Annotated in this window: 27 protein-coding genes; 12 read left to right on the top strand and 15 right to left on the bottom strand. The window is 67.9% G+C overall.

Annotation, left to right across the window (positions count from 1 at the left end):
• Positions 1 to 32: 32 nt before the first annotated feature.
• Together BAY61_RS05325 and BAY61_RS05330 are read left to right on the top strand one after the other, a co-directional pair.
• Entirely contained in the window at positions 33 to 1,478 is a 1,446-nt protein-coding gene (locus BAY61_RS05325) for an FAD-binding oxidoreductase (protein ID WP_091799187.1), read from the top strand.
• Complete coding sequence (locus BAY61_RS05330) at positions 1,479 to 2,849, top strand: FGGY-family carbohydrate kinase (protein WP_091799190.1); 1,371 nt, start codon at positions 1,479 to 1,481, stop codon at positions 2,847 to 2,849.
• Positions 2,850 to 2,940: 91 nt separating this feature from the next.
• Here BAY61_RS05330 and BAY61_RS05335 read toward each other — a convergent pair whose 3' ends face one another.
• The 3 genes from BAY61_RS05335 to BAY61_RS05345 all read right to left on the bottom strand — a co-directional run bounded on the left by BAY61_RS05335 (position 2,941) and on the right by BAY61_RS05345 (position 5,013).
• Complete coding sequence (locus BAY61_RS05335; protein ID WP_091799193.1) at positions 2,941 to 3,399, bottom strand: hypothetical protein; 459 nt, start codon at positions 3,397 to 3,399, stop codon at positions 2,941 to 2,943.
• 80 nt (positions 3,400 to 3,479) lie between these two features.
• Positions 3,480 to 4,319, bottom strand: a complete 840-nt coding sequence (locus tag BAY61_RS05340) for a helix-turn-helix domain-containing protein (protein WP_091799195.1) — start codon at positions 4,317 to 4,319, stop codon at positions 3,480 to 3,482.
• A 58-nt stretch (positions 4,320 to 4,377) separates the two neighbouring features.
• Complete coding sequence (locus BAY61_RS05345) at positions 4,378 to 5,013, bottom strand: TetR/AcrR family transcriptional regulator (protein ID WP_091799197.1); 636 nt, start codon at positions 5,011 to 5,013, stop codon at positions 4,378 to 4,380.
• A gap of 129 nt (positions 5,014 to 5,142) precedes the next feature.
• On the opposite strand from BAY61_RS05345, the gene BAY61_RS05350 reads away from it, so the two are divergent.
• Both BAY61_RS05350 and BAY61_RS05355 read left to right on the top strand, forming a co-directional pair.
• Positions 5,143 to 5,805, top strand: a complete 663-nt coding sequence (locus BAY61_RS05350; protein WP_091799200.1) for a hypothetical protein — start codon at positions 5,143 to 5,145, stop codon at positions 5,803 to 5,805.
• A gap of 83 nt (positions 5,806 to 5,888) precedes the next feature.
• Positions 5,889 to 6,368, top strand: a complete 480-nt coding sequence (locus BAY61_RS05355) for a nucleoside deaminase (protein ID WP_091799203.1) — start codon at positions 5,889 to 5,891, stop codon at positions 6,366 to 6,368.
• A 10-nt stretch (positions 6,369 to 6,378) separates the two neighbouring features.
• Here the strand turns inward: BAY61_RS05355 and BAY61_RS05360 are convergent, their stop codons facing one another.
• The 3 genes from BAY61_RS05360 to BAY61_RS05370 form a co-directional block, all read right to left on the bottom strand.
• Entirely contained in the window at positions 6,379 to 8,379 is a 2,001-nt protein-coding gene (locus BAY61_RS05360; protein ID WP_420848744.1) for a WD40 repeat domain-containing serine/threonine protein kinase, read from the bottom strand.
• A 98-nt stretch (positions 8,380 to 8,477) separates the two neighbouring features.
• The gene (locus BAY61_RS05365; protein WP_091799206.1) at positions 8,478 to 9,197 is read right to left on the bottom strand and encodes an ABC transporter permease; all 720 of its coding nucleotides are present in this window, start codon (positions 9,195 to 9,197) and stop codon (positions 8,478 to 8,480) included.
• Between the two features lie 32 nt (positions 9,198 to 9,229).
• A complete protein-coding gene (locus BAY61_RS05370) occupies positions 9,230 to 10,126 on the bottom strand; it encodes an ABC transporter ATP-binding protein (protein ID WP_091799210.1) in 897 nt (298 codons plus the stop codon).
• A 170-nt stretch (positions 10,127 to 10,296) separates the two neighbouring features.
• On the opposite strand from BAY61_RS05370, the gene BAY61_RS05375 reads away from it, so the two are divergent.
• The 4 genes from BAY61_RS05375 (at position 10,297) to BAY61_RS05390 (ending at position 12,773) form a co-directional block, all read left to right on the top strand.
• On the top strand, positions 10,297 to 10,530 hold the full coding sequence (locus BAY61_RS05375; RefSeq protein WP_091799213.1) for a hypothetical protein: 234 nt from the start codon (positions 10,297 to 10,299) through the stop codon (positions 10,528 to 10,530).
• 77 nt (positions 10,531 to 10,607) lie between these two features.
• On the top strand, positions 10,608 to 11,687 hold the full coding sequence (locus BAY61_RS05380) for a sensor histidine kinase (protein WP_091800673.1): 1,080 nt from the start codon (positions 10,608 to 10,610) through the stop codon (positions 11,685 to 11,687).
• Positions 11,684 to 12,286, top strand: coding sequence for a response regulator transcription factor (locus tag BAY61_RS05385; protein WP_091799216.1), 603 nt, complete (start codon positions 11,684 to 11,686; stop codon positions 12,284 to 12,286). Before BAY61_RS05380 ends, BAY61_RS05385 begins: the two co-directional genes overlap by 4 nt.
• A gap of 61 nt (positions 12,287 to 12,347) precedes the next feature.
• Positions 12,348 to 12,773, top strand: a complete 426-nt coding sequence (locus BAY61_RS05390; RefSeq protein ID WP_091799219.1) for a hypothetical protein — start codon at positions 12,348 to 12,350, stop codon at positions 12,771 to 12,773.
• On the opposite strand, the gene BAY61_RS05395 is transcribed toward BAY61_RS05390, so the two are convergent.
• Both BAY61_RS05395 and BAY61_RS05400 read right to left on the bottom strand, forming a co-directional pair.
• Entirely contained in the window at positions 12,774 to 13,361 is a 588-nt protein-coding gene (locus BAY61_RS05395; protein ID WP_091799222.1) for a GNAT family N-acetyltransferase, read from the bottom strand. It lies immediately after the preceding gene.
• Between the two features lie 31 nt (positions 13,362 to 13,392).
• A complete protein-coding gene (locus BAY61_RS05400; RefSeq protein WP_091799225.1) occupies positions 13,393 to 13,767 on the bottom strand; it encodes a MerR family transcriptional regulator in 375 nt (124 codons plus the stop codon).
• Positions 13,768 to 13,866: 99 nt separating this feature from the next.
• Here BAY61_RS05400 and BAY61_RS05405 point away from each other — a divergent pair, with 99 nt between their 5' ends.
• Positions 13,867 to 15,441: an MFS transporter gene (locus tag BAY61_RS05405; RefSeq protein WP_091799228.1), complete on the top strand. Its 1,575-nt coding sequence runs from the start codon at positions 13,867 to 13,869 to the stop codon at positions 15,439 to 15,441.
• 61 nt (positions 15,442 to 15,502) lie between these two features.
• The gene (locus tag BAY61_RS05410) at positions 15,503 to 16,594 is read left to right on the top strand and encodes a winged helix DNA-binding domain-containing protein (RefSeq protein WP_091799231.1); all 1,092 of its coding nucleotides are present in this window, start codon (positions 15,503 to 15,505) and stop codon (positions 16,592 to 16,594) included.
• Positions 16,595 to 16,603: 9 nt separating this feature from the next.
• Here BAY61_RS05410 and BAY61_RS05415 read toward each other — a convergent pair whose 3' ends face one another.
• Positions 16,604 to 17,131, bottom strand: a complete 528-nt coding sequence (locus tag BAY61_RS05415) for a GNAT family N-acetyltransferase (protein ID WP_091799234.1) — start codon at positions 17,129 to 17,131, stop codon at positions 16,604 to 16,606.
• A 34-nt stretch (positions 17,132 to 17,165) separates the two neighbouring features.
• Complete coding sequence (locus tag BAY61_RS05420; RefSeq protein WP_091799237.1) at positions 17,166 to 18,467, bottom strand: cytochrome P450; 1,302 nt, start codon at positions 18,465 to 18,467, stop codon at positions 17,166 to 17,168.
• A 192-nt stretch (positions 18,468 to 18,659) separates the two neighbouring features.
• On the opposite strand from BAY61_RS05420, the gene BAY61_RS05425 reads away from it, so the two are divergent.
• Positions 18,660 to 19,745: a hypothetical protein gene (locus BAY61_RS05425; protein WP_143021336.1), complete on the top strand. Its 1,086-nt coding sequence runs from the start codon at positions 18,660 to 18,662 to the stop codon at positions 19,743 to 19,745.
• Between the two features lie 17 nt (positions 19,746 to 19,762).
• On the opposite strand, the gene BAY61_RS05430 is transcribed toward BAY61_RS05425, so the two are convergent.
• Together BAY61_RS05430 and BAY61_RS05435 are read right to left on the bottom strand one after the other, a co-directional pair.
• Positions 19,763 to 20,563: an ABC transporter permease gene (locus tag BAY61_RS05430; RefSeq protein WP_245865821.1), complete on the bottom strand. Its 801-nt coding sequence runs from the start codon at positions 20,561 to 20,563 to the stop codon at positions 19,763 to 19,765.
• A complete protein-coding gene (locus tag BAY61_RS05435) occupies positions 20,560 to 21,513 on the bottom strand; it encodes an ATP-binding cassette domain-containing protein (protein WP_176879582.1) in 954 nt (317 codons plus the stop codon). Before BAY61_RS05435 ends, BAY61_RS05430 begins: the two co-directional genes overlap by 4 nt.
• Before the next feature lie 60 nt (positions 21,514 to 21,573).
• On the opposite strand from BAY61_RS05435, the gene BAY61_RS05440 reads away from it, so the two are divergent.
• Entirely contained in the window at positions 21,574 to 22,335 is a 762-nt protein-coding gene (locus BAY61_RS05440; protein WP_091799246.1) for a TetR/AcrR family transcriptional regulator, read from the top strand.
• Here BAY61_RS05440 and BAY61_RS05445 read toward each other — a convergent pair.
• From BAY61_RS05445 to BAY61_RS05455, 3 genes are all read right to left on the bottom strand, one after another.
• Complete coding sequence (locus BAY61_RS05445; RefSeq protein WP_143021337.1) at positions 22,328 to 23,650, bottom strand: protein kinase domain-containing protein; 1,323 nt, start codon at positions 23,648 to 23,650, stop codon at positions 22,328 to 22,330. The two genes, BAY61_RS05440 and BAY61_RS05445, sit on opposite strands and share 8 nt — an antisense overlap.
• 62 nt (positions 23,651 to 23,712) lie before the next feature.
• Positions 23,713 to 24,717: a hypothetical protein gene (locus BAY61_RS05450; protein WP_143021338.1), complete on the bottom strand. Its 1,005-nt coding sequence runs from the start codon at positions 24,715 to 24,717 to the stop codon at positions 23,713 to 23,715.
• A gap of 41 nt (positions 24,718 to 24,758) precedes the next feature.
• Positions 24,759 to 25,703 carry a LysR family transcriptional regulator gene (locus tag BAY61_RS05455; RefSeq protein ID WP_091799259.1) on the bottom strand — a complete coding sequence of 315 codons (945 nt, stop codon included), beginning with the start codon at positions 25,701 to 25,703 and terminating at the stop codon, positions 24,759 to 24,761.
• Positions 25,704 to 25,802 lie beyond the last annotated feature (99 nt).

The following is a 25,802-nucleotide window of genomic DNA, read 5'->3' on the forward strand; positions in this document are numbered from 1 at the left end:
CGATGTAGGAACCCGAACGGAGCGCACGAGAAATGGACACGACCGCGATCATCGACCGGCTGCGCGAGATCGTCGGCCCTGAGCGGGTCGACACCGATGAGCAGGCGCTGCGCGAGGCCAGCGTCGACCGGTTCAAGAAGTACACCGCCGTCAACGGGATCTACGACGGTCCTCTCCCGGTCGCGATCGTCAACGCGGGAAGCACCGAGCACGTGGCACGAGTGCTGGCTTTCGCCAACGAGCACGGCGTCAACATCGTGCCGAGGACAGGGCGTACCGGTACCGAGGGCGGGCTGGAGACCAGCTTTCCCCGCACCGTCGTGCTCGATGGGTCCGAAATGGACGAGGTGCTGGACGTCGATCCGGTGAACATGCAGGCAACCGCCCAATGCGGCGTCCCGTTGCGGGTACTCGAAGAGCGGGTGCGCGAACTGGGGCTCACCACAGGCCACTCTCCACAGTCCAAACCGCTCGCCCAGCTCGGCGGTCTGGTCGCCACCCGCTCGATCGGCCAGTTCTCCACGCTCTACGGCGGCATCGAGGACATGGTCGTCGGCCTGGAGGCGGTGTTTCCCGACGGTACGGTCGGCAGGATCAAGAACGTGCCGCGTCGTGCGGCCGGGCCGGACATCCGGCACGTCGTCATCGGCAACGAGGGCGCGCTGTGCTTCGTCACCGAGGTTACCGTCAAGTTGTTCACCTACCAGCCGGAGAACAACCGCTTCCACGGCTACCTCATCGACGACGTGCGGACGGGCATCGACATCCTGCGCGAGATCGTCACCGGCGGCTACCACCCGTCGGTGGCCAGGGTCTACTCCGAACAGGACGCCGCGCAGCACTTCTCGCACTTCGCCGGAGGCAAGTGCGTGGCCGTGTTCCTCGCGGAGGGACCCGCGCCGCTCGCCGAGGCGACGAGCGCCGAAATCGAAAAGGTCGTGGGCGGCTACCGGCATCAGCGGGTCGACCCCGAACTGATCCGAGATTGGTTCGACAACCTCAACTGGGGCGAGGACAAGATCCGCGCCGAACAGGAAGCCATGCTCACCGAACGGCATCTCGGCTACACCACCGAGATCTCGGCGAACTGGTCGGTGATCGGCGACATCTACGACGCCGTCATCGCACGGATCACCAGCGAATACCCGCACGCCGACGACCTCACGATGCTCGGAGGGCATTCCTCGCACAGCTACCAGACCGGAACCAACATGTACTTCGTGTACGACTACCGGATCAATTGCGAGCCGCGCGAGGAGATCACGAAGTACCACATCCCGCTCAACGCGATCATCGTCGAGGAAACCCTCGCCCGTGGCGGTTCGATGGTCCACCACCACGGCATCGGCAAGTACCGGACACCGTGGACGGAGCGGGAACATGGCACCGCGTACCCGATCCTGCGCAAGCTCAAGGAAGCCTACGACCCCAACGGGATCATGAACCCCGGAACGATCTTCCCCGTCGAGGACCGGTAAATGGGGTACCTCCTCGGCATCGACAACGGCTCGCAGAGCACCAAGGTCACCGTCTTCGACGACAAGGGAGCCGTACACGCGAGCGCCCGCGTTCCGTTGCGCCCCAACCACACCCCGCGTCCGGGCGTCGTCGAGCACCCCGACGACGATCTGTGGGACTCGGTCGGCGCGGCGACCCGCGCGGCGCTGGAGGCTTTCGAAGGCGATCCCTCGGAGATCCTCGGGGCGGGATTGTGCACGATCCGCTTCTGCCGCGCCATGTTGCGCGCCGACGGCACGCTCGCGCGGCCCGTGCAGAGCTGGATGGACGAGCGGGTCTCCCGGCCCTACGAGCACACCGACCCCGGCGTGAGGTACGTGACGACCTCGTCCGGCTACCTCACGGTGCGACTGACGGGCCGGTTCACCGACACCGCGGCGAACTACCAGGGCGTGTGGCCGATCGACACCGACCGCTGGGAGTGGGTCGCCGAGCCCGATTTTCCTCGTGACATGCTGTTCGATCTCGTGAATCCAGGCGACCGGCTGGGTACCGTCACGGCCGAGGCGGCAGCGCACACCGGCCTTCCCGAGGGACTGCCGGTGTTCGCGACGGCCAACGACAAGGCGGTGGAAGCACTCGGCGGCGGACTCGGTGACGACCGCACGCTGCTGTTGTCGCTCGGCACCTACATCGCTGGCATGACAACCGGTTCGCGCAACGTCGCCGGTGCCACCTCGTTCTGGACGAACTTCGCGAGCCGTCCTCACGAATACCTCTACGAGAGCCACGGAATCCGCCGTGGCATGTGGACGGTGAGCTGGCTGCGTGATCTGCTCGGCGACGACGAAGACGAGGACTGGCTCAACCAGGGGGCGGCGAAGGTCCCGCCCGGGTCCGACGGCCTGTTCGCCGTGCTCGACTGGCTGGCCCCCGTCGAGGCGCCTTTTCGCAAAGGCGCTTTTCTCGGTTTCGACGGAAGACAAGGGCCGTTCCACCTGTACCGCGCGGTGCTTGAGGCGATCGCGATGACCTTGTACGGCAACGGATCCGCCATGGCCGACGAGCTGGGAACCGAATTCGACCGGGTACTGGTTTCCGGCGGCGGCGCGGGATCGGACGTCCTCATGCGGATCGTCGCCGACGTCTTCGACCGCCCAGCCATCCGCACGCGCGGCGGGGCCGGACTCGGCGCGGCGATCTGCGCGGGCGTCGGGCTCGGCCTTTTCGGCGGCTTCGACGAGGCGGTGAGCGCGATGGTGGGGCAGGGCACCGAATTCCGGCCCGACGCGGCGGCTCACGACGTCTACCGGCGCCTGCACGAGGTCTACCGGAGACTGCCCGACTACACCGACCCGCTGTTCGGCTTGCTGGCCTCGGCGGAGGAGTAAGCGGCGGGGAGTAAGCGTTCGGCTCCGCTATGCGCGAACGCGGATCTCGTTGTCTTGAGTGCGGTGCCCTGAATCGCTGAGTCTCAGCGTCTCAGCCAGGCGGGCGCCGGGTCCACAGATAGCCGACGGCGACGAGGCCGGCCAGGCACTGCGGCAATCCCGCGATGCCGATCACGGGCGGAAGCAGGGGCTGGTCGTACTCGGTCACGAGGAGATTGGTGACCGCAAGGCAGGCCGCGACCAGAAACACCAGCGTCGCCGCGGTTCTCGCCCACCGCTTTTCCTTGCGCGTCGCTCGGAGCAGGACCAGCCAAGACACCACGCCGAGGGCGGCGACGGTGAAGAGGTAGGTCAGCACCACGGACCGGGTGGAGCCGAACTCGGCGGGATCGAGGTATCCGTCGTAGACCCCGTGCAGATGCCGGGTGATCGTGGCGTCGGCGAGTATCGGAATGACTGCGGAGGCAACGGTCAGCGCGAGCCCGGCATACATCGCCACGATCGCACGTCTGTTGGAAAGGGGTCTGGTGCGCGAGGCGACTGTCGCCATCGGTGCTCCTTGCTCGGTCCGTTGTGGTCAGTGCACAGGTAACCAAGCGAGCCGATGCCGTGGCTTGAATGAATGGGACCTTACGCGGCCTTCGCGAAACCGGATCCCGTCCTGTTGGTGAACTGGCTCGGCGTGCCCTCGCTGAACGCCTTGATCTCGCGGCTGAGGTGTGCCTGGTCCGAGTAGCCCGCTTCCGCCGCGATCCGGGCGACCGTAGTGCGCTCGCGCTTGTGCAGCAACGTGATCGCGCGCTCGAACCGCACGATGCGGGCCACGGTCTTCGGCGGCAGCCCGACCTGTTCGGTGAACCGGCGCACGAGATGCCGTCTGCTCACTCCGAGTTCGTCGGCGAGAGCGGCGACCCTGACGGCACCCGATGAGCGGGCGAGAGCGTGCCAGGCCGAGGCGACGACCGGATCGGGTCGTGGTCCCTTGTCTCTGAGATCGCGCAGCGTCTCGTCCAGCAGCCGGAAGCGCTGCGCCCAGCCCGGCTGTTCGGCGAGCCGTTCGATCAGCTCGGAACCGGGCTTGCCGAACAGGGCACCGATGTCGAGGCAGTTGTTGCTGAGCAGGCGAATGGGCGTTCCGGTGATCGAGTACGCGTCGAGCGGGCTCAGCGCGAGCTGGATGCCGTGCTGCCTCCCGCCGACCAGGGTCTCCGCGCTCGTGTCCCTCGGGCCGGTGACCAGAGATTCCCGGTAGGTTCCCGCGCCCTCTCCCGGCGTGCGCACCACCGTGATCGGGTCACCGAACGTGAGGTTCACCAGAACCGTGCTCGACGCGAACTCCCTGCGGTTGATCGTTCCGACGAGGTGTTCCCGGTACCCGCTGTAGTCGCGGACCGATCCGGCCAGCACGCCACGAGGCCGCACGCACACCACCTCGCCGACATGGACGCAGGAACCCGTCGTGAAGTGCATGGCCTCAACGATACGGTCGACGTGGCCGCCGGAGGGTGAGGCAGGCTGTCCTCGGTGGCTACGGGCGCGGGGCGAGTAGTTCGCGGGGCAGCGCTTCGCGCCACCACGATTCGATCCGCTCCGCGGGCCAGCCGCGTTCTCCGGTGAGGGTCGTGTAGCTGTCGATGTTGCACATCGCGGCGTAGATGTCGACGGCCGTCTCGGGGCCGAGACCGGTGCGCAGCGTCCCCGCCGGCCAGTCCGTGAAGATCTTGAGCCGGTTCCGGTCGGCGAGCGCGCGGCCCTCCGTGTAGAGCGCGCCGAGTTCCGGCTCCGTCCGGCCCGCCTCGCGGACCAGCGCGATGACGTCGCCCGCGCGCTCGTAGAGCCTCCTGTCGAACGCGACCATGGCGCCGAGTTGTCGTGCCGGATCGGCGTCGGCCCGCTCCAGTTCCGAGAGCATCCTGGCCGGCTCGGCCGAGAGGTCGGCCGCGTCGGCGAGCGCGCGCGTCAGGCCCGTCTTGTTCTGGTAGGCCGCGTAGACCGTCGGCACCGAGACGCCTGCTTCCTTCGCCACGTCGCGGACCGTCGTGTTCGCCCAGCCCTTGGCCACGAAGAGGTCGAGGGCTGCCCTCGCGATCTCCGCGCGGGTCTCCATCGCCTGGGTCGTCCTGCGCAGCGAGTCGTACTTGCGACGAGGCCGCTCTGCTTCCATTCGTGCTCCTCGTTGGCTTCATGGTCATCGTAATGAAGGGGACCTGGGGTCCGCCGAGGTCGTTGCGCAATCTGCTGCTCACTGCCTATATTCAATATAAGTGTTGTAAAGTCGATAGGAGTTGCCCCGATGACGATCACCGGATTCGCCGGCGTGGGTGGTATCGGGTTCGTCGTGCTGGCGATCGTGATCAACGCCGTCTATCTCAGGGCGGGGCTCCCGTTGCCGACCTCGGGCCATTCCCTTGAGGAGACAACCGCTTCGCTGGCCTCGGTGCGCGACAAGCTGCGGGCTCCCTCGGTCGTCGCGCCGCTGACCTGGTTGTTTCTCACGGTGTTCGCGGGAGGACTGCTCGCGGCGCTGTGGCGCGGCGCGGGCGAGACCGACGCGTGGGCACTCGTGGGCTTCGCGGGCGTGCTGATGCAGAACGCCACGTTCATGGTGGTGGAAGCGCTCAGGTTCGGCATGGCCGCCGCCGCGGCGCACGGTCGCGGCTCCGTCGCGGGACTGTGGGTGACGAGCAATGTCCTTTTCGGATTCAACCAGGCATTCCTCGCCATCGCGCTGCTCGGGTTCACGGCTGCGGGCACCGGTGTCGATGCCATTCCCGGCTGGCACGCCGTGCTCGGCTACGCGAGCGCGGTCCTGCTGTTCTTCTCGTCGATGGCCAGCCCCTACAACGCGGACGGCGCCAGCCGCGTCGCTTTCGCCGGGTTGCTCGGCTGGCTCGGCTGGGCTACCTGGATCGTCGTCTACAGCGTCGCGCTGCTCGGCGGCGGCGTTTTCCCGTGACCGGTTCGCCAAAGCGGGACATGGCGGGCAGGGTTGTCCGTAATGGCACCCGAGCGAGAAAGCCGATCCGGACTGGAGCCCGCATGACGATCACCGAGACGGACCTCAAGCACCTGCGCCGCTGCGTCGAATTGGCGAGGAAGGCACTGGCCGACGGCGACGAACCGTTCGGCTCAGTGCTGGTGAGTCCCGGCGGCGAGGTGCTTTTCGAGGACCACAACCGGGTCAAGGACGGAAACGCGATGCTCCATCCGGAAATCGCGATCTCCCGGTGGGCCGTCGACAACCTCGCGCGGGGTGAACGGGCAGCCGCCACGGTCTACACCTCGGGTGAGCATTGCCCGATGTGCGCGGCGAGCCATGGCTGGGCAGGGCTCGGCCGCATCGTCTTCGCGGCCTCCAGCGCCCAGCTCGGCCGGTGGCTGGAGCAGTGGGGCGTACCTCAGGGGCCGGTGGCTCCGCTGCCGATCACGACGGTCGTTCCCGCCGCGTGGGTCGAAGGCCCCGTTCCGGAGTTCGAAGAGGAGATGCGCGTGCTGTACCGCACGTGCTTCGCCAAGTGACGTGGATTTCTCAGCCGGAGGGCGTGTGCCAGAAGCGCACGGTTCCGGTTCCGTCCGTTGTCGCGAGCGTGTTTCCCTCGCCGGTGAACGAGGCGTAGGAGACCCCTTCGAGCACGGGACCTTTCTGCCGCCCCTCGGTGAGGTCCAGCCACCGCACCGTGTCGTTGTCGGCGAGGATCAGTCCGCTGCCGTCGGGGCTGAGCTGGATTCCGATCCGCTCCCCGCCGTCGATGTCCTCGACGGTGAACGGAGGGCGAATCTGGTTCTGTGTCGCCGTGTCCCACAGTCGGACAACGGCTTCGCCTTCCCGCTTGGTCAGCGTCACCAGCATGCGATTGTCGGTGCTGAACTGGCTGAGCTGTACGTCGCCTTCCAGCGGAGCGAGCACCTTTCCGACGGGCCGCCCACTGTCCACATCCCACAACTGGAGCGGGTAGGTCGCCTCCCCTTCCGGTCCCGGTGTCGGGTCGTAGGCGAGGGTGCTCCCGTCCGGGCTCACCACGACGGCCGAGGTCTCTGGCAGGCCGAGCTTGACCGGCCCCACCAGCTCCCAAGCCTCCACTCCGTCGGAACCACCGAGGTGGACGACCGCGATCCGCGCGTTGCGGTTCAGTCCCACCGCGCGCGGGTGGTCGGCGAGGACCACCTCGGCGGTCTCCTCTTCGGCCGAAGGCACGCTCCAGCCTCGCAGCACTCCGCTGTCCGCTCCGGTGACGAAAACATCGCCGTCCTCGGTGAACGCCTGTGCCGACGACCTGTCGACCGGGCCGAAGACCTGGCTGAGCGGCTCGCCGCTCCGGTGGTTGCGGAACTGCACCGTGCCGTCCTCGTAGACGACGGCCATCGTCGTTCCGTCAGGACTGAACAGCACCCAGTCGGCGGGGGCATGGAGATCCAGCGTCCCCGTCTGCCGCCATCCCGTCGCTTCCTTCTTTTCCGGTGACGCCTCGCCCGATGGCCACAGCGTCCGGGTTGTGACCCCGGCGAGCACCAGGACGGCCACGATCGCGAGGACGAGCAACCGCCGCCGCGTCCCGGTGACAGCGGGGACGCTGGGGGCACTGGGGGCACTGACCTTGGTCGGCGGAAGCGCACTCGTGGGAGCCGGGCCCTGGAGGGTGGTGTCGTCGTCAAGCAGAAGAGCGACCTCGTGGGAACGCCGCCGGATCAGCTCGTGCACACCGGAGGGCCACGGCCTGCTCGACGGCCGGACCGGGCCGATCAGGTCCAGTAGTTCCGAAGGGGAGGGCCGGTCGGCCGGATCCTTCGCGAGGCACGGCCGCACCACCTCCCGCACCTCGGCAGGCAGCTTCGTGAGGTCGGCGGGGGCGTCCACCACCTTGTTCAACGTCTGCAAGGTCGCGGCGCCCGCGAACGGGCTCGCGCCGGTGCACGCGGCGGCGACCACCGAACCCAGCGAGAACACATCGCTCGCGGGGGTCACCGGTTCGGCCATGGCCTGCTCAGGCGACATGAACGCGGGCGAGCCGATCAGCCAGCCCGACCGCGTGAGATCCCCGCCTTTTCCGGCGTCGACGGCCCGCACGATGCCGAAGTCGATCAGCAGCGGCCCGTCCTCGGTCAGCAGGACGTTCGAGGGCTTCACGTCGCGGTGCACCAGGCCCGCCCTGTGGATGTGCCCGAGCGCCGTGGCCAGCCCCGCCGCCAGCCGCAACGCGGGCTCCCCCGGGAGCGGGCCCGCCGCGTCCACCGCCTCCCTCAGCGAAGGACCCGGCACGAACACCGAGGCCAGCCATGGTGTCGCCGCGTCGGCGTCCGCGTCGACCACGGCCGCGGTGTAGGCCCCCGACACCGCCTTCGACGCCTCCACTTCGCGCCGGAACCTGGCCCGGAACCCGCCGTCGCCTGCGAACCGCTCGTGCACGACCTTCACCGCCACCAGCCGTCCGTCGGGTCCGCAGCCCAGCAGAACCCTGCCCATGCCGCCTTCGCCGAGTTCGGCCAGCACCCGGTACGGCCCCACCACGGCCATGTCGCTCGCCCTCAGCACGCACACCACATCCCCGGAGATCCCCAGTCGGCCTCAAGATCCTTCCAGAAGCCGGTGCGCGGGAACATCGGTTCGGCGCGGAAGACGGGGCCGCACCGTCACCTTCGCGGTTCCCAGCGGAAGAACCGGGAGGCAAGCGAGACGGCGACGACGACCCAGGCCAGGGTCGGGGCCAGCAGCAACAGCGAATCAGCCATGGCGACGCCGCCGTTCCACGCGTTCATGATGAGTTCGGTCGCCGATCCGCCGGGAAGCATTCGCTTGAGCAGGGTGAGTTCCTCGGTGCCGGTGATGCCGACCCAGCTCGCGACCGCGATGCTGCCGATGCTGATGGGCAGCGTGGTCACCTGGGCGTGCTCGGGGGAGTTGGTCACCCCTGCCGTGGCGAGCCCCAGCCCCAGCATCATGCCCACCATCGCGACGACGGCCACGGCCAGCAGCACGGCGTTGCCCGGTCCGCCCGTCACGGTGGCGAGCACGGTCAGGATCACGGCGGCCTGGACCAGTGTGATGACGGTGATCGGAAGCAGCAGGCCCGCGAGAATCCCCCCGTCACTGGCCGAGGTGGAGCGCAGCCGCTTGAGGAAGAGGTTCTGCCTGCGGGAGGCGAGGGTCGTCACCGTGGTGGTGTAGAGCCCGAATGCGCCTACGGTGAACACGACGACCGCCGCGATGTACCCGAGACTGCCGATCGCGGCGAAGGTCTCGTGCTGGTAGATGAAGAACGCGCTCACGGCGACCGGCATGACGAGGCTGGTGACGAGCACCAGCCGGTTGCGGAAGATCTGGATCAGTTCGCTGAATGCGATGGCGAGCATGGTGAGAGTCCTCTCGGGACGTCGGGGATGAGTTATCCGGCGCTGATGGAACGGAAGACGTCGTCGAGCCGCGTCGGCCCCGCTCGAAGTTCCCGCAGTTCCAGCGCGTTGTCCTGCGCCCAGCCGAGCAGCGTGTGCAGGTCCTTCTGTAGACCGAAGGTCTCGATGAGAAACCGTCCCTCCGCTTCCCGGGTACTGGGCAACGGCGGCGCGGGTGCGTGGGCCGGCAGGGAGAACCGGATCGTGGCAGGCAGGGTCTGGGTCAGCTCGGCGACCGTTCCTTCGCGGTGGAAGGTTCCCTCGTGCATCAACCCGATCCGGTCGGCACGTTGCTGTGCTTCCTCCAGGTAGTGGGTGGTGAGCACGATCGTCGAGCCCTCGTCGCGCAGCCGGTCGACGGCATCCCACAGCCCGTCCCGCGACTGGATGTCGAGACCGGTCGTCGGCTCGTCGAGGAACACCAGCTCCGGCGTGCCGTACACCGCCGTCGCGAAGTCGAGCCGCCGTTTCTCGCCGCCGGAAAGCTGGGACACCCTCGTGCGGGCCTTGCCGGTGAGACCGACGATGCCCAGTACGCGGTCGGTGTCGTCGGCGCGCTGGGTGAGCTTGCCGATCAGCCGGACCGATTCCCGGACCGTCAGGTCCGGCGAGAAACCGCTCTCTTGCAGCATGATGCCCATACGCGGTCGCACGGCCCCTCGGTTACGCGGGTTTTGTCCGAAGACCCTTACGGTGCCCGAGGTGGCGTCGCGATGGCCCTCGATGGTCTCCAGTGTCGAGGTCTTGCCAGCACCGTTCGTGCCGAGCAGCGCGTAGAACTCGCCGCGAAGCACCTGGAAACTCAGATCCTTCACCGCGTGGAAGTCGCCGTAACTGAGGTTGAGCCGTTCGACGTCGATGACCGGTGCGGAACTCGTTGCGAAAGTCATGCCGTCGATTCCACCTGCTGCGGCGCGGTCGCGGCAGTGCCGTCACGTCACCGCGTGCCATGACGTTTCTACCGGTGAGGGTATGACGCAGTGTCACTGGTGGGGCAGGGAGCGGCACCGGATACTGGACAGTGCTATCGCTGTTCTCACTGTTTCCGGAGGTGCGCACAATGGACGTCCGGCCCCTGCGCATCCTGCTGGTAGCCAACATGATCACCTTCCTCGTGGTGTGCGTGGCGTTCCTGGTCCACGTTCTCGGCGCCGGTGTCTACCCGGACGGCGTGGAATCCTGGATGGACGACAATCAGTGGCTGATGTGGACGGCCGCGGGCGTGGCGGTCGCGAGTGCGCTCGCCGTCGCGTTGCTCGACCCCATCGTCGCGCCAAGAGGGCAGGGCCGGTGAGAACCGCCCGGGGAGGCAGGCGCTCGGTGAAAGAGCAGACCGAGGCGAGGGGACGGCTTCGCACGCTCAACATCGTCATGTTCGTTCCCCCGCTCGCGCTCGTCGGCGCGTTGCTGGTGGCCGTCGACGCCGAGAATTGGTGGCAGGCCCTCGTGCTCGGCCTCGGCGTACTGGCCGGAATGGTCGCCACCGTGCGATGGGCGGCGGGTGACGTCATGTCCGTCGCGATCCCGTGCACGATCGTCGCCGCCGCCGTGTGGGTGTTCGGGGGCTTGGCCCTCGACAGTTCGACCGCCTTCTACGGCATCTCCATCGTCGGCCCTTTCCTCATCCCCGAACTGGGCCGCCACCAGGGCAGGGCCGCGGTGGCGCTCGCCGGATTCGTCGCGTCGGTCGGGTTCGTGCGGCTGCTCATGCCTCACGACGACACCTTCCAGACCTTCATCGCCTACCTGCTCATCCCCACCGGTGTCACCGTGCTCGCGACGGGACTGATGTTTCCCAACAAGCGGTTCTATGACGTGGTCGACGAACTGGAGGAGTCGCGGCAACGCGAAGCGGAACTCGCGGTCGTCAGGGAACGCATGCGGTTCGCCAGCGACCTGCACGACATCCAGGGGCACACATTGCACGTGGTGAAGCTGAAAACCGCGCTGGCGCGCAAGCTCGTGCACACCGACATCGAGCGGGCCGAAGAAGAACTCAAGGAGATCTACGCGCTCGTCGGTGACACCATTGCCCAGACGAAGGAACTCGCGCACGCGCAACGACGGCTCAACCTCTCCGCCGAACTGGAGAACGCGAAGAACCTCTTCGAGGCCGCCGGTATCCGCGTGCGTGTGCAAAGGGAAGCCGAGGTCGACGCGAGCGTGAGCGAACTGCTCGGCCAGGTCCTTCGGGAAACGACGACCAACATCCTGCGGCACTCTCAGGCGGGTGAAGTACGTGTCACCCTGTCGAGGACCGGGATCGCGATCGTCAACGACGGGGCCGGCACAGGCCCGCTCCCCGAACTCAGTGGTCTGGCTACGCTGAGGGAACGGGTGGCCGGTGAGGGAGGCGAGCTGACGGTGGAGCAAGAGGGAGGACGATTCTCGACGGCGGCGGTGTTCCCCGAATCCCGCGTGGCCGGTGCGACCGGAAATGGGGACCGATGATCACCGTGGTGCTCGCCGACGACGAAGCCTTGCTGCGCAAGGCGATGGCCGCGCTGCTACCCCTCGAAGGCGACATCACCGTGCTCGCCGAAGCCGAGGACGGCACAGCCGCCATCGACGCCACGCTGCGGCACGAGCCCGACGTGCTCGTCATCGACCTCGAAATGCCGGGTGTCGACGGACTCGGCGCGGTCTCGGCGATTCGCAGGGTCAGGGCCGATCAGGTCATCCTCATGCTGACCAGGCACGCCAGGCCGGGAGTGCTGCGCAAGGCACTGAAACTCGGCGTGCAGGGCTTCGTCAGCAAATCCGCGGAACCAGCACACATCGCCTCCGTCATCACGACCCTGCACGATGGCAAACGGTGGATCGACCCTGACGTCTCCGCGCTCGCCGTCGTCGACGACTGCCCGCTCACCGACCGCGAACTCGACGTGCTGAGAGTGACCGGCGAGGGATATTCGGTCGCCGACATCGCGGCCCAGCTGCACCTCGCCGAGGGAACGGTACGCAACTACCTGTCCAACGCGATGCAGAAAACCCAGACCCGCACCCGCCACGCCGCCGCCCGCTACGCCCGCCAGCACAACTGGCTCTGATTCGGTGTTCGGGTAGGCACCACGTCGGAACCAGCGCGTTCTCGTTGTCGTCCGTAATGGCATGCGCACACTCGCGGGCTTGTTCCTGGTTTTCGCCGCAGTTCTCGCCGGTTGTGGTTCGGCGGGCAGTGGGGCCGAGGTGAGCGGCTTCGTCAAACTGGGCCCGCTGACCGGCAAGGCACCGGTACCGGTCGAACTCACCGGCGACGAGGGCCAGCGGCTGTATCGCACGCTGAGTGAGGCCGCCTCCGCGGACATCGAGGAGGCGAAAGGCGCGCTCACCGCCCAGCCGGACGGCGAAGGCGTGCGGTCGTTCGCCTTCGTCAAGCCCGGGTGCATGGAGACCGGCGCCGAGGCGGTCGTATCCGATGGCACCGTCGACGTCGAGCTGACGGGTGGCGAGAACGTCAACTGCGCCCAGGCGAACTACTTCCTCGTCGTCGTGCGTGCCGACGACCCGGAAGGGCAACTCCGGCTCGCCGGCTGATCACGCGCGGCGATGCCCGTTTCTCCGCGCCGCCAGCCACTCGCCGTGCAGGATCGCGTACACGCCCGTGTCCTCCCACCGTCCTTTGACGAGTACGTCTTGAACGAAGTGGGCTTCCTCGCGCATCCCGATCCGGCGGCAGAGTTTCACGGACGCGGTGTTCGCCGGTGAGAGTTCCGCGATGACGCGATGAAGTCCGAGCGTGCCGAAAGCCAGTTCGAGCAAGGCGAGCGCTGCCTCCGAGGCATAGCCTCTGCCGTGGAAAGCGGGATGGAAGACCCAGCCGATGTCGGCGGTCGCGTTGTCCTCGCTGCGGATCGTGACACAGACTTCGCCGAGCACTCGGCCGTCCTCGATCCGCTCGACGGCGAGTTGCAGTACGTCGCCGGTGTGCTCAAGCCGGGTCCGCTTGGCGAAGCCGGTGACCTTGCCGACGACCTCGTCCCTGGTCCGGGGCGAATAGAGCAGGTGCGCGCACACGTCCTCGCGCGATTGATAGGCGTGGATGTCGTCCACGTCGGCGCTGTCCATGAGCCGCAGCCGCAGCCGGGCCGTCGTGATCGGTTCGGTGAAGACATAGGGCCGCACTACTGCTCCTCGCGAGCGTGGGTCGGTTTCCTCAGGCGGATACGGCGGGGGAAGGCCCGGTCTCGATGATGGCGCCGAGCAGCGCGGTCGACGTGGTCAGATCGTCGATGCGCCGGAGCATCCGCTCGCGGGCGGCTTCCAGTTCCTCGATCATCTCGGCGCACGTCGGGACGGGTGTCGGCCCGGCACCGCCGTCGTCGAAACAATGCAGCACTCCCGCGATGAGCTCGGTGTTCAACCCGGCTGAGAGCAGGGTCTGGATGCGGTCGACGAGTGCGATGTCGCCGACGCCGAACTCGCGGTACCCGCTCGGCGTGCGCCGAGGGGACAGCAGTCCTTGCTCTTCGTAGTAGCGCAGCGCCCTGACACTCACGCCGGTGCGGCGGGACAATTCGCCGATCTTCATCCCGTGCTCCTTCGCTTGACTCTCACACCAACGTCAGAGTTTAGCGTCGGTTTCCTGCTGGCGGACCGCCGTTCGCGCGAGCCGAATCCGGGAGAGGACATGAAGGACACAGTGGAGGAACCGAAAGGAACGCGCGGCGCGTCGACGGCGCGCGCCGGGCGGCGGGAATGGCTGGCGCTGGGGATTCTCGCGCTGCCGACCGTCGTGCTGTCCATGGACCTGAGCGTGCTGCACCTCGCGGCGCCGAGTCTGAGCGCCGACCTCGCGCCCTCCGGAACCGAACTGCTGTGGATCCTGGATGTGTACGGATTCCTGGTCGCCGGTTTTCTGCTGGTCATGGGGGCCCTGGGGGACCGGATCGGCAGAAGGCGGCTGTTGCTGATCGGAGCCGCCGCGTTCGCCGCGGCTTCGATCTTCGCGGCCTTCGCCCCGACGGCCGAGTTGCTGATCGTGGCGAGAGCGCTGCTCGGCGTCGCCGGTGCCACGCTGATGCCCTCGACGCTGGCGTTGCTTGCCGAACTGTTCCCGGTTCCCGCGCAGCGTGGTTTCGCGATCGCCGTGTGGATGACCGCGTTCACCGCCGGTGAGGCGATCGGCCCGCTCGTGGGCGGGGTAATGCTGGAATTCTTCTGGTGGGGCTCGGTTTTTCTCATCGGAGTCCCGGTGATGGTCGTCCTGCTCGCCGCCGGTCCCGCTCTGCTTCCGGAGAGCGAAACCAGGCTGCGGGGACGGTTCGACCTCGCGGGCGCCATGCTGCTCGTCGCCGGAGTGCTCGCGTTCGTCTACGGCGTCAAAACCGTTTCCCTGCAAGGATTCGGCTGGAGCGCGGCAGGCTGGATCGTCGCGGGCGCGCTCGTCGGCCTGTTCTTCGCGCGGAGGCAACTGCGTTCGGCCGATCCGCTCATGGATCTGCGGCTGTTCCGACTCCCCGCGTTCGGTGCGGGGCTCGGGGCCCAATTGCTCGCCGTCGCGGCGATCGCGGGTGCCCAGTTGCTCGTGATGCAGTACTTGCAGACCGTAACGGGACTCAGCCCGCTGGAAGCGGGGCTGTGGACGGTGCCGTCGATCGTGCTCGGCGTCGTGGCGACCCTCGTCGCGCCGAGGCTGGCCAGGCGGGTGCGGCCCGCGTTCGTCGTCGGTGCGGGACTGGCGATCGCGGCATTCGGTGCCGCCGTCATCGCCGTGACCGCTCCGATGCAGAGTCCGTTGTGGACGGTTACGGGATTCACCGTGCTCTACGTCGGTGTCACCCCGACGCTGGCGCTGATCACCGACCTGATCGTCGGTGCTGCTCCTGGCGAGCGGGCGGGGATGGCCTCCAGTGTCGCGGAGACCGGAGCCGAATTCGGGCTCGCGGGCGGGATCGCGTTCATCGGGGCCACGGGTATGGCGGTGTACCGGTCGCGGCTGGCCGGTGACCCGCCGGACGGGATCGGCGAGAGCGACTTGCACGAGGCAGGCGAGACCGTCGGCAACGCGGTCGCCATCGCGGAGGATCTTTCGGGACGTGCGGGGGACGGTCTGCTTGAGACGGTCAGAGTCTCGTTCGCCGAAGGAGTCCAGGTCGCCACGTCGGTGTGCGCGGTGCTCCTCGCCGTCGGCGCTGGGCTGGCCGTGGTGTTCTTGCGCGGGCGGGTACGGCAGGATTCGGCACACGAAGCGGACAAATTCTGACCGCTTTGGCCGGGACCATGGCTGGGTAGTCTGACTCGACCGACCCCGGAGAAACGAGCCGATGACCGTTCTCGACACCAGAGCGCTGGGCCGCGCCACCCTTGCCAGGCAGCTGCTGCTCGACCGAGCCGAGCTGTCCGTGCCCGACGCCGTCGCGCAGCTGTGCGGTATGCAGGCGCAGGAGCCACGGGAGCCGTTCACGGGGCTGTGGGCGAGACTGCGTGGGTTCGATCCCTCCACACTCGACAGTGCGCTGACCGGCCGCGAGGTGGTGCGCATGCATCTCATGCGGCGCACCGTGCATCTCGTCACGGCGCGGGACGCGCTCGCGTGGCGGGACCGGCACGCCGCGATGCTCCGTCAGCGGGTGTTCGGTGTCTACCGTGCCGAACTGGACGGGGTGGACCTCGACGAGCTCGCCGCGGAGGGAAGGCGGCTGCTGTCCGAAGCCGAGCCGCGCTCGACGGCGGACATCGCGAAGGCACTCATGGCGCGCTGGCCCAAGGCGGGGCAACGGGCGCTCGGCGAGCTGGTGATCTCCGCGCTTGTTCCGGTCGTGCAGCTTCCCCCTCGCGGGCTGTGGAAGGGAAAGGGCGGGGTCCGCAACGCGCTGTTGTCCTCGTGGCTGGGCGGGGAGGCCGCCGCTCCGGAAGGCGAGGGAACCGACCCCGCTGGCGAGGATCTCGTGCGGCGTTATCTCGCGGCCTTCGGGCCGGCCGCGAGCGCCGACCTGCGGTCGTGGTGCGGGCTCGCCGGGCTTCCCGCCGCCGTGTCGGCGGTCCGCGACGAACTGGTGAGTTTCCGCGACGAACGCGGCAGGGAACTGCTCGATCTGCCCGGCGCGCCGCGCCCCGATCCCGGCACCCCCGCACCGGTGCGGTTCCTGCCCGCCTTCGACAACGCGCTGCTCGGCTACCACGACCGTAGCCGCGTCATCGACGACGAGCACAAAGGAGTCTCGGTCGCCGGTGACCGCGTCGTGCTTGTCGACGGCAGGGTGTCGGCCACGTGGACAGTCAGGGAAGGCACTGTGCTCGTCGCGCGGCTGCGGACGCTGTCGCGAGCCGACCGGGACGCCGTTGTCGCGGAAGGACGGCTGCTCGCGGGATTCCTCTCCGATGGGACGGAAAACCGGGCCGAGATCACCACCTGAGCGCGCGGTCTACACCACTTCCGGTTCGCATTCGCGGGCCATGGCGCCGAGTGCGTCGCCTTCGAGGCGCATGACGTCGAGTTCGTCGAGTCCTCGGGCACCGAGCCTGCGGTAGAACCGGATCGCGTTCTCGTTCGTGCGCAGAACCCACCACTCCAGCCGTCCGCAGCCCTGCCGTACCGCGAGGTCGGCGAGATGACCGAGCAGGATCCGGCCGATGCCGAGCCCCCGGTGGGATTCGCTGACGTAGAGGTCTTCGAGGTGCAGACCCTGACGGCCGAGGATCGTGCTGTAGGTGGGGTAGTAGATGGCGAACCCGGCTGGAGCGCCGTCCACCACGGCCAGAATCGCGTGCGCGACGGGTTCCGCGCCGAACAGAGCGCGGGCGAGATCGTCCTGGGTCGCCTCGACCTCGCCCGGAAACTGTTCCGCCTCGGCCAGTTCGACGACGAAGCGGTGGAGGTCCGGAACATCGAAGGGCTCCGCCTGCCGCAGCGTGAGTTCGTGATCTCCCACGGAGAACTTACGGATCTGCATGCCTCCATCATGCAGACCGCGCGGAACCGGGTGGTCAGGACCAGGTCACCGGCAACGCGTGCACCCCGAAGATCAGCATGTCGTTGCGCAGCGGCACGTGCTCGGCCGGGGTGGCCAGCCTCAGCGACGGCAGCCGGGTGATCAGTTCCTGGAAGCCGATGCGCATCTCGATGCGGGCGAGTTGCTGGCCGAGACACTGGTGGACGCCGTGCCCGAACGCGAGGTGCGGAGAGCGGGACCTGCGCAGGTCGAACCGGTCGGGTTCGGGGAAAAACCGGGGATCCCTGTTGACCTCGGGGGTCGCGATCACGACTGTCGCTCCGGCCGGAATGTCCACCCCGTCGACGGTGACCGGCTCCTTGGCCACCCTCGTCACCCCGAGCTGGACGATGCTCAGGTATCGCAGTAGTTCCTCGACGGTGTTGTCGATCAGCGAAGGGTCGGCGCGCAGGGCCGCGAGCTGTTCCGGATGTTCGAGCAGGGCGAGCGTGCCGAGGCCGAGCATGTTCGCCGTCGTCTCGTGCCCCGCCCCGAGCAGGACCAGCGTCATGTCGACGAGCTGGCCGTCGGTCAGCGGCGGATCCGCGTCGTGGATGAGCCCTGACAGCAGGTCGTCGGCCGGGTGACGCTGTTTGTCGGCGACCAGCCGCTGGATGAACGCGTAGAGCGCGCCGCTGGCCTTCGCGCGTTCCTCGCCGGAGGAGTTGAGGTTCAGGCCCACGGCCGTGTTGTGCTGGAACTCCTCCCTGTCGGCGTAGTCGACGCCGAGTAGTTCGCAGATCATCAGCGAAGGAACGGGCAGGGTGTACTCGGGAACGAGGTCGGCCTCCGTGCCCTTCGAGCGCATCGCCTCGATGCGCTCGACCGCGATCTGGGTCAGCCTCGGTTCCAGTTCCTTCATGCGCTTGACGGTGAACTGGCCGGTCAGCAGACGCCGCAACCTGGTGTGCTCCGGCGGATCCATGAAGATGAACATGCCGTCGGTCCGGGGCTGGGTTTGCGCGGGTTCCGCCTGCCGAGATGAGGCGGCGAGTTCGGCGACCTCGTCCGGCCGCAGGTGGGTGGCGTCGCGGTGGCGAAACCGGTCGGAGCTGAATCGCGGGTCCGCGAGCACCGCGCGGGCCGCGTCGAACCCGGTGACCAGAAACGCCTCGGCGCCGTTGAGCAGTGGAAGGGGCTGTACCTGCCCGCCGTTCCTTCGCCGTTCCAGGCCGGGCGCGGGGTCGAAGGGGCAGCCCGGCCGCCGCTGGGTCAGGTCGTCGGGAAGGATCCGGACCATCGCGGTCGGGGAATCGGATGTCGCGTCGTACTCGGCCTGCTCACTGCTCGCGCTCATCGGCACGTCCTTTCCTGGCAGGACATCGCGGGGTGTCCTGTCGTGGTGGGCGCGACCCAGACTAGCCAAAAATATGCATAGTGCGCATCAATGCACTTCATGCATCTTTGGCGCCGACTGATACCTCCGGTGGTGACCGGTCCTACTCGCGAGGGAAGTGGACGGCGGGGGCGGAGCGGCAGATTGACCAGGGTGAACACCACTCGCGCCGCGAAGGCGAACCCAGCACCCTCCGGGCCCAGCGCGGTGACCACGGCCTCTGCGGAAAGCCGTTCGCCGATGCCGGTCGTCGTGGTCGCCCTCTGGTCGGTCTGCTATCTCGTGCTCGGTCTGGTCTGGACCTTCGGCGGCTCCGTCGCGTACCCGTTCGACGCGGGCGACGGTGCGGGCGACACCCTGCTCGACCCGCTGCCGGTCTCGGCGGGCGGTGGCGTTCTCGCGGCGCTGGCGCTCGCCGCCGGGCTGCTCGCGCTGACCATTCGAGGGCGGCGGCCTGGCAGGGTCGCGGCCGTCGCCGCCGTCGCCGCCGGGATTTGCCTCGCCGTCGTCATTCCCGACGTGCGCATCCTCATGACGGTGGGCTATCTGCTCGTCATGACCGCCGGTGCGGTGGTGGGGCAGGTCGACATCGCGATGGTCACGACCATGGTGACCTGGCCGAGCATCAACCTGCTGATCATGATGAGCGCGGGCGTGGCGCTCACGGTCCTCGGCGCACGGAGGTGGCTGGGATCCCCGGCATGGCAACCCACCGTGAGCGGTGCGCTTCGTGTGGGAAGGATCGCCACCGCGATCGCCGTCGCCGTTCCCTTCGGCTATGCCGTGACCCGGTTCGGCTGGCTCTTCGGCATTCCCGTCGGAATCAGCGACGAGTTCCTGGCCGTCATCACCGAGATCGCGCCGATCGGCGCGGGCCTCGCCGCCTTCGGTCTGCTGGGCGCCGTGCTCACCGTCGGACTCGTCCGCCCGTGGGGCGAGATCTGGCCGAGGTGGGTGCCGCTCCTGCGGGGCAGGACGATTCCGGCGAGATTGCCCGCCTTCGCGGCACTGGCCGTTGCCATGCCCATCACCTCGGCGGGGCTCATGTACGTCCGCAAGAAGATCCGCGGCGAGGACATGGGTCCAGCCGGTGCCTCCGATCAGCTGGGCGCGTGGTTGCCCGAAATGCTGTGGCCGTTGTGGGGAGCGGCGCTCGCGGTCGCCGCGATCGCCTATCTGGTCCGCAGGAGACTGACCACGCCAGGGGAGCGCCCAGGAGAGCCCGTCCGTCCTGAGTAGACAGACGGGCCTTCCGGTCAGCTCCGGGCGGCTCGCCGGAACAGCATCGTGGTCAACACGGTCGCGGCCACGCCGAGTCCCAGCAGCCACACCGCCGACAACACCAGCGTGTGCTGATCGGGATTGCCGGTAGCCAGTCCTCGCAGTGCTTCGATGACCAGGGTGAGCGGCTGGTTCTCCGCGAAGCCCCTCAGGAAGCCCGGCAGGTTTCCGACGGGAATGAACGCCGTCGAAAGGTACGGCAGGAACAGCGCGACGAAACTGAACATGCCTGCCGAATCGGCCGAGGTCGCCGCGAGTCCCCATGCGGCGGCGATGAGGGTGAACACGAGTATGTAGGCGACGAGCAGCGCGGCGATACCGAGCCATTCCGCCGGTGAGGCCGTCGGCCGGAAACCGAGTGCCACCGCGACGAACATGACGATGACCGTGGACCCGAGATTGCGCAGCAGGCTCGCGAACACGTGCCCGAAGATCACCCCGGACGCTCTGATGGGCATCGTGCGCAGCCGTTCGATGAACCCCTTCGAGACGTCGGTGTGGATGGAGGTCGCGGTGAGCGCCGCGCCGAAACCGGCGCACAGCAACATGACTCCTGGCGTGACGTAGTCGGCGTACGCGCCGCCGACGGTGGTGTCGAGCGCCGCGCCGAACACGGTGACGAACAGCAGCATGATCGCGACCGGGGCGACGACGGCGGTCACGAGACTGTCGAGATTGCGCAGGGAATGGATGACGCTGCGTTTGGTGAAGATCAGTTCGGTGGTCAGTCCGCGAGCACCACGCCGCGCGGCTCCTGTTGCCATCGCCGTGTTCATCGCGCGTTCTCCTCGACGTTCTCGGTGTTCTGGGCGGCCCGGTGTCCGGTCAGCGCGAGGAAGGCGTCGTCGAGGGTCGGGGCGTGTACCGAGAACGTCCTGACGGTTCGTCCTTCGGCGTGGTAGGCGTTGAGCACCTGCCTGACGCGTTCCGGATCGCCGTCGGTAGCTTCCCTTGCCACGGTTCCGTCGTCGAGTACCAGCTCGATCGATTCGCCGCCGACCTGGCGCTTGAGTTCCGCAGCCGTTCCCGCCGCGACGATCGTGCCGCCGTCGAGTACGGCGATCCGGTCGGCGAGGGTGTCGGCCTCTTCCAGGTACTGGGTGGTGAGGAAGATCGTCTTTCCTTGGTCGGCGAGCCGGGTGACGACGTTCCACAGCGCCGAGCGGCTGCGGGTGTCCATTCCGGTCGTCGGCTCGTCGAGGAAGATCACCGGAGGTGAGCTGATGAGGCCGGCAGCCAGGTCGAGTCGCCTGCGCATTCCTCCCGAGTAGAGGCCGACCCTGCGGCCTCCGGCATCGGTGAGGTCGAACTCCGCGAGCAGTTCGTTCGCTCGCGCGATCGCGCCGCGTTTGGACTCGCCGAGCAGCCTTCCGACCATCACCAGGTTCTCCATGCCGGTCAGTTCCTCGTCGACCGAGGCGTACTGGCCGGTCACGCTGATGAGCTCGCGTACGCGAGCCGGGTCCTTCGTGAGGTCGTTCCCGAGCACGCTCGCGGTGCCGGAACTGGGCTTGATCAGGGTCGTGAGGATGCGGATGAGTGTGGTCTTGCCCGCCCCGTTGGGGCCGAGCAACGCGAAGACCTGCCCCTGTGGCACGTCGAAGCTGACCCCGCTCAGTACCGCGCGGTCGTCGTAGGACTTGTGGATTTCCCGCACCGATATCGCCGATTCCGTCACGTCATCGTGGCTCCGGATCGGTGGCCGCCGGGTCGTCTGAGTCGTCATGGGTACAGCGTAACCATTACGCAGTACTTCTGCGCAAGGGGTACGCAGTAAGCTGTCGTCATGTCACACGAAGAGGGCGAAAGCCGCGGAACCGACCTGGGCGTTCCCGAGGCGGTGCTACTGGCATGGAACCTCACACCGGCGCCGACGAAGGGGCCGAAGCCGAGGTGGACACTCCAGCAGTTGCTCGACACGGCGGTGGACCTCGGCGACAAGGGCGGTATCGAGGCGATCAGCATGAGCGGGCTGGCGAAGGCGCTCGGCAGTGGGACGATGTCGCTCTACCGGTACGTCTCCTCGCGCGAGGTCCTTGTCGTGCTCGCCGCCGACCACGCGCTCGGCCCGCCTCCGGCACCTGAGGGAACGGACTGGCGGCAGCGATTGCGTGCCTGGGTGCTCGATCTGCGGAGGGTCTACCTCGCGCACCCGTGGCTGACGACGGTGCCGGTCGGCACGGAGCCGTTGCTCCCTTCCTATCTGCGCAGGCTCGAAGCGGGGCTGGAATGCGTGGCCGACCTCGGTCTTTCCGGTACCCGCGCGGTCACCGTGCTCACTCTGCTGTGGACATACACCCGTGCCGACGCCGAACAGGGCGCCCAGCTCGCCGCCGAGGAGCGTGGTCAGCCACCCGAGGAGGTCAACAAGCTCTTCGCCGACCGGCTCCGCGTGCTCGGCAAGGGCGACGAGTTCGCGCTGCTGCTCGGAGTTCTCGACGGCGAGCGGCGCGAGTTCTCCGGTCGGGAAGAAGGTGGGCAGGACGGTGAGTTCCTCGACGCCATCGAGATCATTCTCAGCGGTATCGAGACGAAGGCCGTCAACTGAGCCGGCTGGACGCGCGCCGTGCTTTCCTCAGCTCCCACGCCCATCCGGTCGAGATGAGGGCGAGGACGGTGATCACGGTCATCGCGACCACTCCGGCACCTTCCTTGTAGCCGTCGGTGACGTCGAGCGCCATGGTGAGCGCGAACAGCCCGTCGAAGGCCCCCGCGACGGCGAGCCCCGTGAAGGCGAAGCCGCCGAAGCCGACGATGGCGGCCACCGTTTGTCCCGCGCGGTCCGGCAACAGCCTGGTGACGCCGGTACAGGCAAGGCCGAGTAGTAAACCGTTGACGACGACGGCGACGACGAAGATCAGGTATTCCTCGTCGCCGGTGGTGGCCTCCCAGACCGCGCCGAGCGTCCCGATTCCGGCGATGGCGAACGCGACGATGACCGCGAGAATCACCGCGATGGCCTTTGCCTGCCACATCTTCGGCGTATCGCGCCTCGCGAGCATCTTGGTGTCGCGGCGGGGGACCGGTGAGGTGTGCGCCCGCGTGGGTGCTCCCGCGAGCATCGCGAGTGCTTCGGGCACGGTCGGCCGGTTGGCTGGATCCTTGTCGAGCAGCCGGACGATGAGGCCGGTCAGCCTGCCCGCTTTCGTCGGCTGGGGCGGTTCTTCGAGCAGGACCGCCGTCAGCGTCCCCGCCTGGGAGTCGCGGCGGAACGGGGAAAAGCCCTCGACGGCTTGATAGAGCGTCACACCGAGGGAGAACAGGTCGCTCGCGGGAAGGTTGTCCTCGCCACGAAGCCGTTCCGGGGCCATGTACTCGGGTGAGCCGACGAACATGCCGGTGGCGGTCAGCGTCGTGTCCGTGTTGTGCACGGCGGTCCCGAAGTCGGTGAGCAGGAACCGCCCTCGCTCGGTGAACATGACGTTGGCCGGTTTGATGTCCCTGTGCACCACGGCTTTCTCGTGCGCGGTCCCGATGGCCGACAACAGTGCGAACGCCAGTTCCGCCGCGGCGTCGATCGCCAGCGGCCCTCTGGTCTTGATGTGCTCGTCGAGTGAGTTGCCCTCGATGAGTTCCATGACGATCCAGGGCAGGCCGTCCTCGACGACGACGTCGTGGATCGCGACGATGTTCTCGTGTGCCCGCAGTCTTGCCGCGTTACGGGCCTCACGGGTCGCGCGGGCGAGACGGTCGGCCTGTTCCGCCTCGGTCATTCCGGGAAGCAGTCGTAGTTCCTTGATGGCGACGTCGACGTCCAGTGCCTGGTCGCGGGCTTGCCAGACCTTGCCGAAACCGCCGGACCCCAGTTCGGCGAGCAGCCGGTAGCGGCCTCCGACAACACGGCCGTCCTTGGTCGATGTCATCGCCACCCCGCTTGCTTCCTTGATCGACAGTTGGTCAGATTACAGCGCGGATACCAGAGCGGTCAGTCGAGCGCGGGTTGTTTTCGCGGTGAAGCGAGGCGTTCCCTGAGCCAGGCCGGCCGCACCGTGCGGACCACGGGAAACCGGCGCAGATCCTCGCGGAAGTCCTCGCGGAATGGCGGGTTCCGCCATTCCGGTTCCATGCCGGAATACTCGTGCTGCCACCGCGCCGCGCGCAACCGGCGAAGCCCGCGAGATCCCATTCCCGCACCCGGCCTACCGAGACTCCGTCCTCGTCGCGGGGGCTCATCACGTTGAGCCTGGCCGCGACCTCCTCGTGCTCGCCCGCCGCGCGGTAGGTGAGCGAGAAATTCGCCCAGCGGGGCGAGAAATCGGAGTGAAGGCCCTCGGCGATGTCGTCGACGAGGGTCCGTGACGACGGCGACGAAGACGACCGGCAGATACGCGACGCAGGCGAGCACCACCGCGAGCCAGGCTCGCAAACCCCAGCCGTGCAACAACTCGTAGGTGTGCACCGGCACCCACAGCACCACGTTCTCCACGAATTCGGCCAGCAGGCCGCCGAATCCGACGAGCGGCACGGTCGCCACGAGACCGAGCAGGTAGCGCAGGATGTTCAGACCACGCGGGAAATCCCAGTCGACGACGAAACCGGCGAGGTGGCGGGCCGTCTTCGCGGCCAGGGTGAGCAACCGGCCGGTCACGGCGAGCGCGGCGGCGGTCGCGTCGAAGGTCGTATCGGAAAGACCGACGGTGAAGACGAAAACCGCGTAACCGTAGGCGCTCGCCCGCGTGAGCCACAGCAGCACGATGAGCGACCCGCCGAGCGTCGCGGCCAACCGGGAACGCTCGTGGCGGCGTTTCCCCTGAGGGCGGATCAGGGGAAGTCGCGTCAATGACATGACGACGACGGCAGCGGCCGACGCGAGCGCGAGCCGTTGCTGTGCCTGCGGCCCGGCCTCGGCGAGCGCCGCCACCATCGTGAGCACGATCAGTGCGATCGTGGCGAAAACGGACAATACCGCTCTCAGTCGGCGCACCGTCACGTTGGAAAAATTAGCGGCTCGCCGATGCCGCATTCACCGGGTCAGCCGGACTGTGCCCGAACCGTCACCGGAGTTCGCGGCGCGGCAATCGCTTTGCCGAATTCCTCGTCGAGCAGAGCGGCGAGCGTTCGCAGTTGCGGCGTCGCTCTTTCGGTCCGCCAGATCAGGCCGAGCTGGGAGGGCTCTTCGAGCCCTTCGACGGGGAGGTAGCGGACATCGGAGCGGATCGTGCGCCGCGCGAGCGGGGTGCAGACCAGCATGGCCCTCTCGCCTCCCGCGACGATCGCGAGTCCTTCTTGGACGGTCGTGATGCCGGTGCTGGAACGGATGGGGGCTCCGGAAGGGGTGGCTGGCGGAACCCTCGCGGCGATCCAGTAGCTGGGAGCGTCGCCTTCGGGACGAAGGATATCGACGGCGGCGAGGTCTTCGACGGTGACCCTCCCTCGCTCGGCGAGCGGGTGCGCCGAGGACACGGCGAGCAGCCGGTCCTGCGGCGGAAAGCGGTAGCCGACGGTCAATGCCGCCTCGTGAACCGGGAGTTCGACGACGACCGCGTCCAGTTTGCCCTCGATGACGGCGGAAAACGGGGAACCGAGCGGGATCTCGCTCACCGCGACCGTCACCTCGTGTTCGGCGCTGAAGCGCCGGAACGCCTCGGTGATCTCCTCGTAGATGTTGCCGTGGAAACCGATGCGCACCTGGCGAAGCGCGCGCTGCCTCGCGCGGCCGGAGGCGGCGGTGAACGCCGAGGTCATCGTCTCGTAGGGACCGCGAATCTCGTCGATGAACTGGGCGCCGAACCTGGTGAGCCCGACGCGGCGGCTCGTGCGCTCGACCAGTCGCGTGCCGACCCCGCGTTCGAGGTCGGCGATGAGCTGACTGACCCGGCTCTGCGAGTAGCCGAGCCGTTCGGCCGTACGGCCGAAGTGCAGCTCTTCGGCGAGTACGAGCAGACACTCGATCTGCTGTAGCTGTACCTGACGCATGCCGCCTCCTCACCGGTCCTCGCGGACTCATCCATAAATCTAGCTCATCGATCCTTGAGAAGATCGCCGTTGTTCGCCGCCTCCGCCGTTGTTTGGCTG

It is taken from the genome of Prauserella marina (genome assembly GCF_002240355.1).
Taxonomy (GTDB): domain Bacteria; phylum Actinomycetota; class Actinomycetes; order Mycobacteriales; family Pseudonocardiaceae; genus Prauserella_A; species Prauserella_A marina.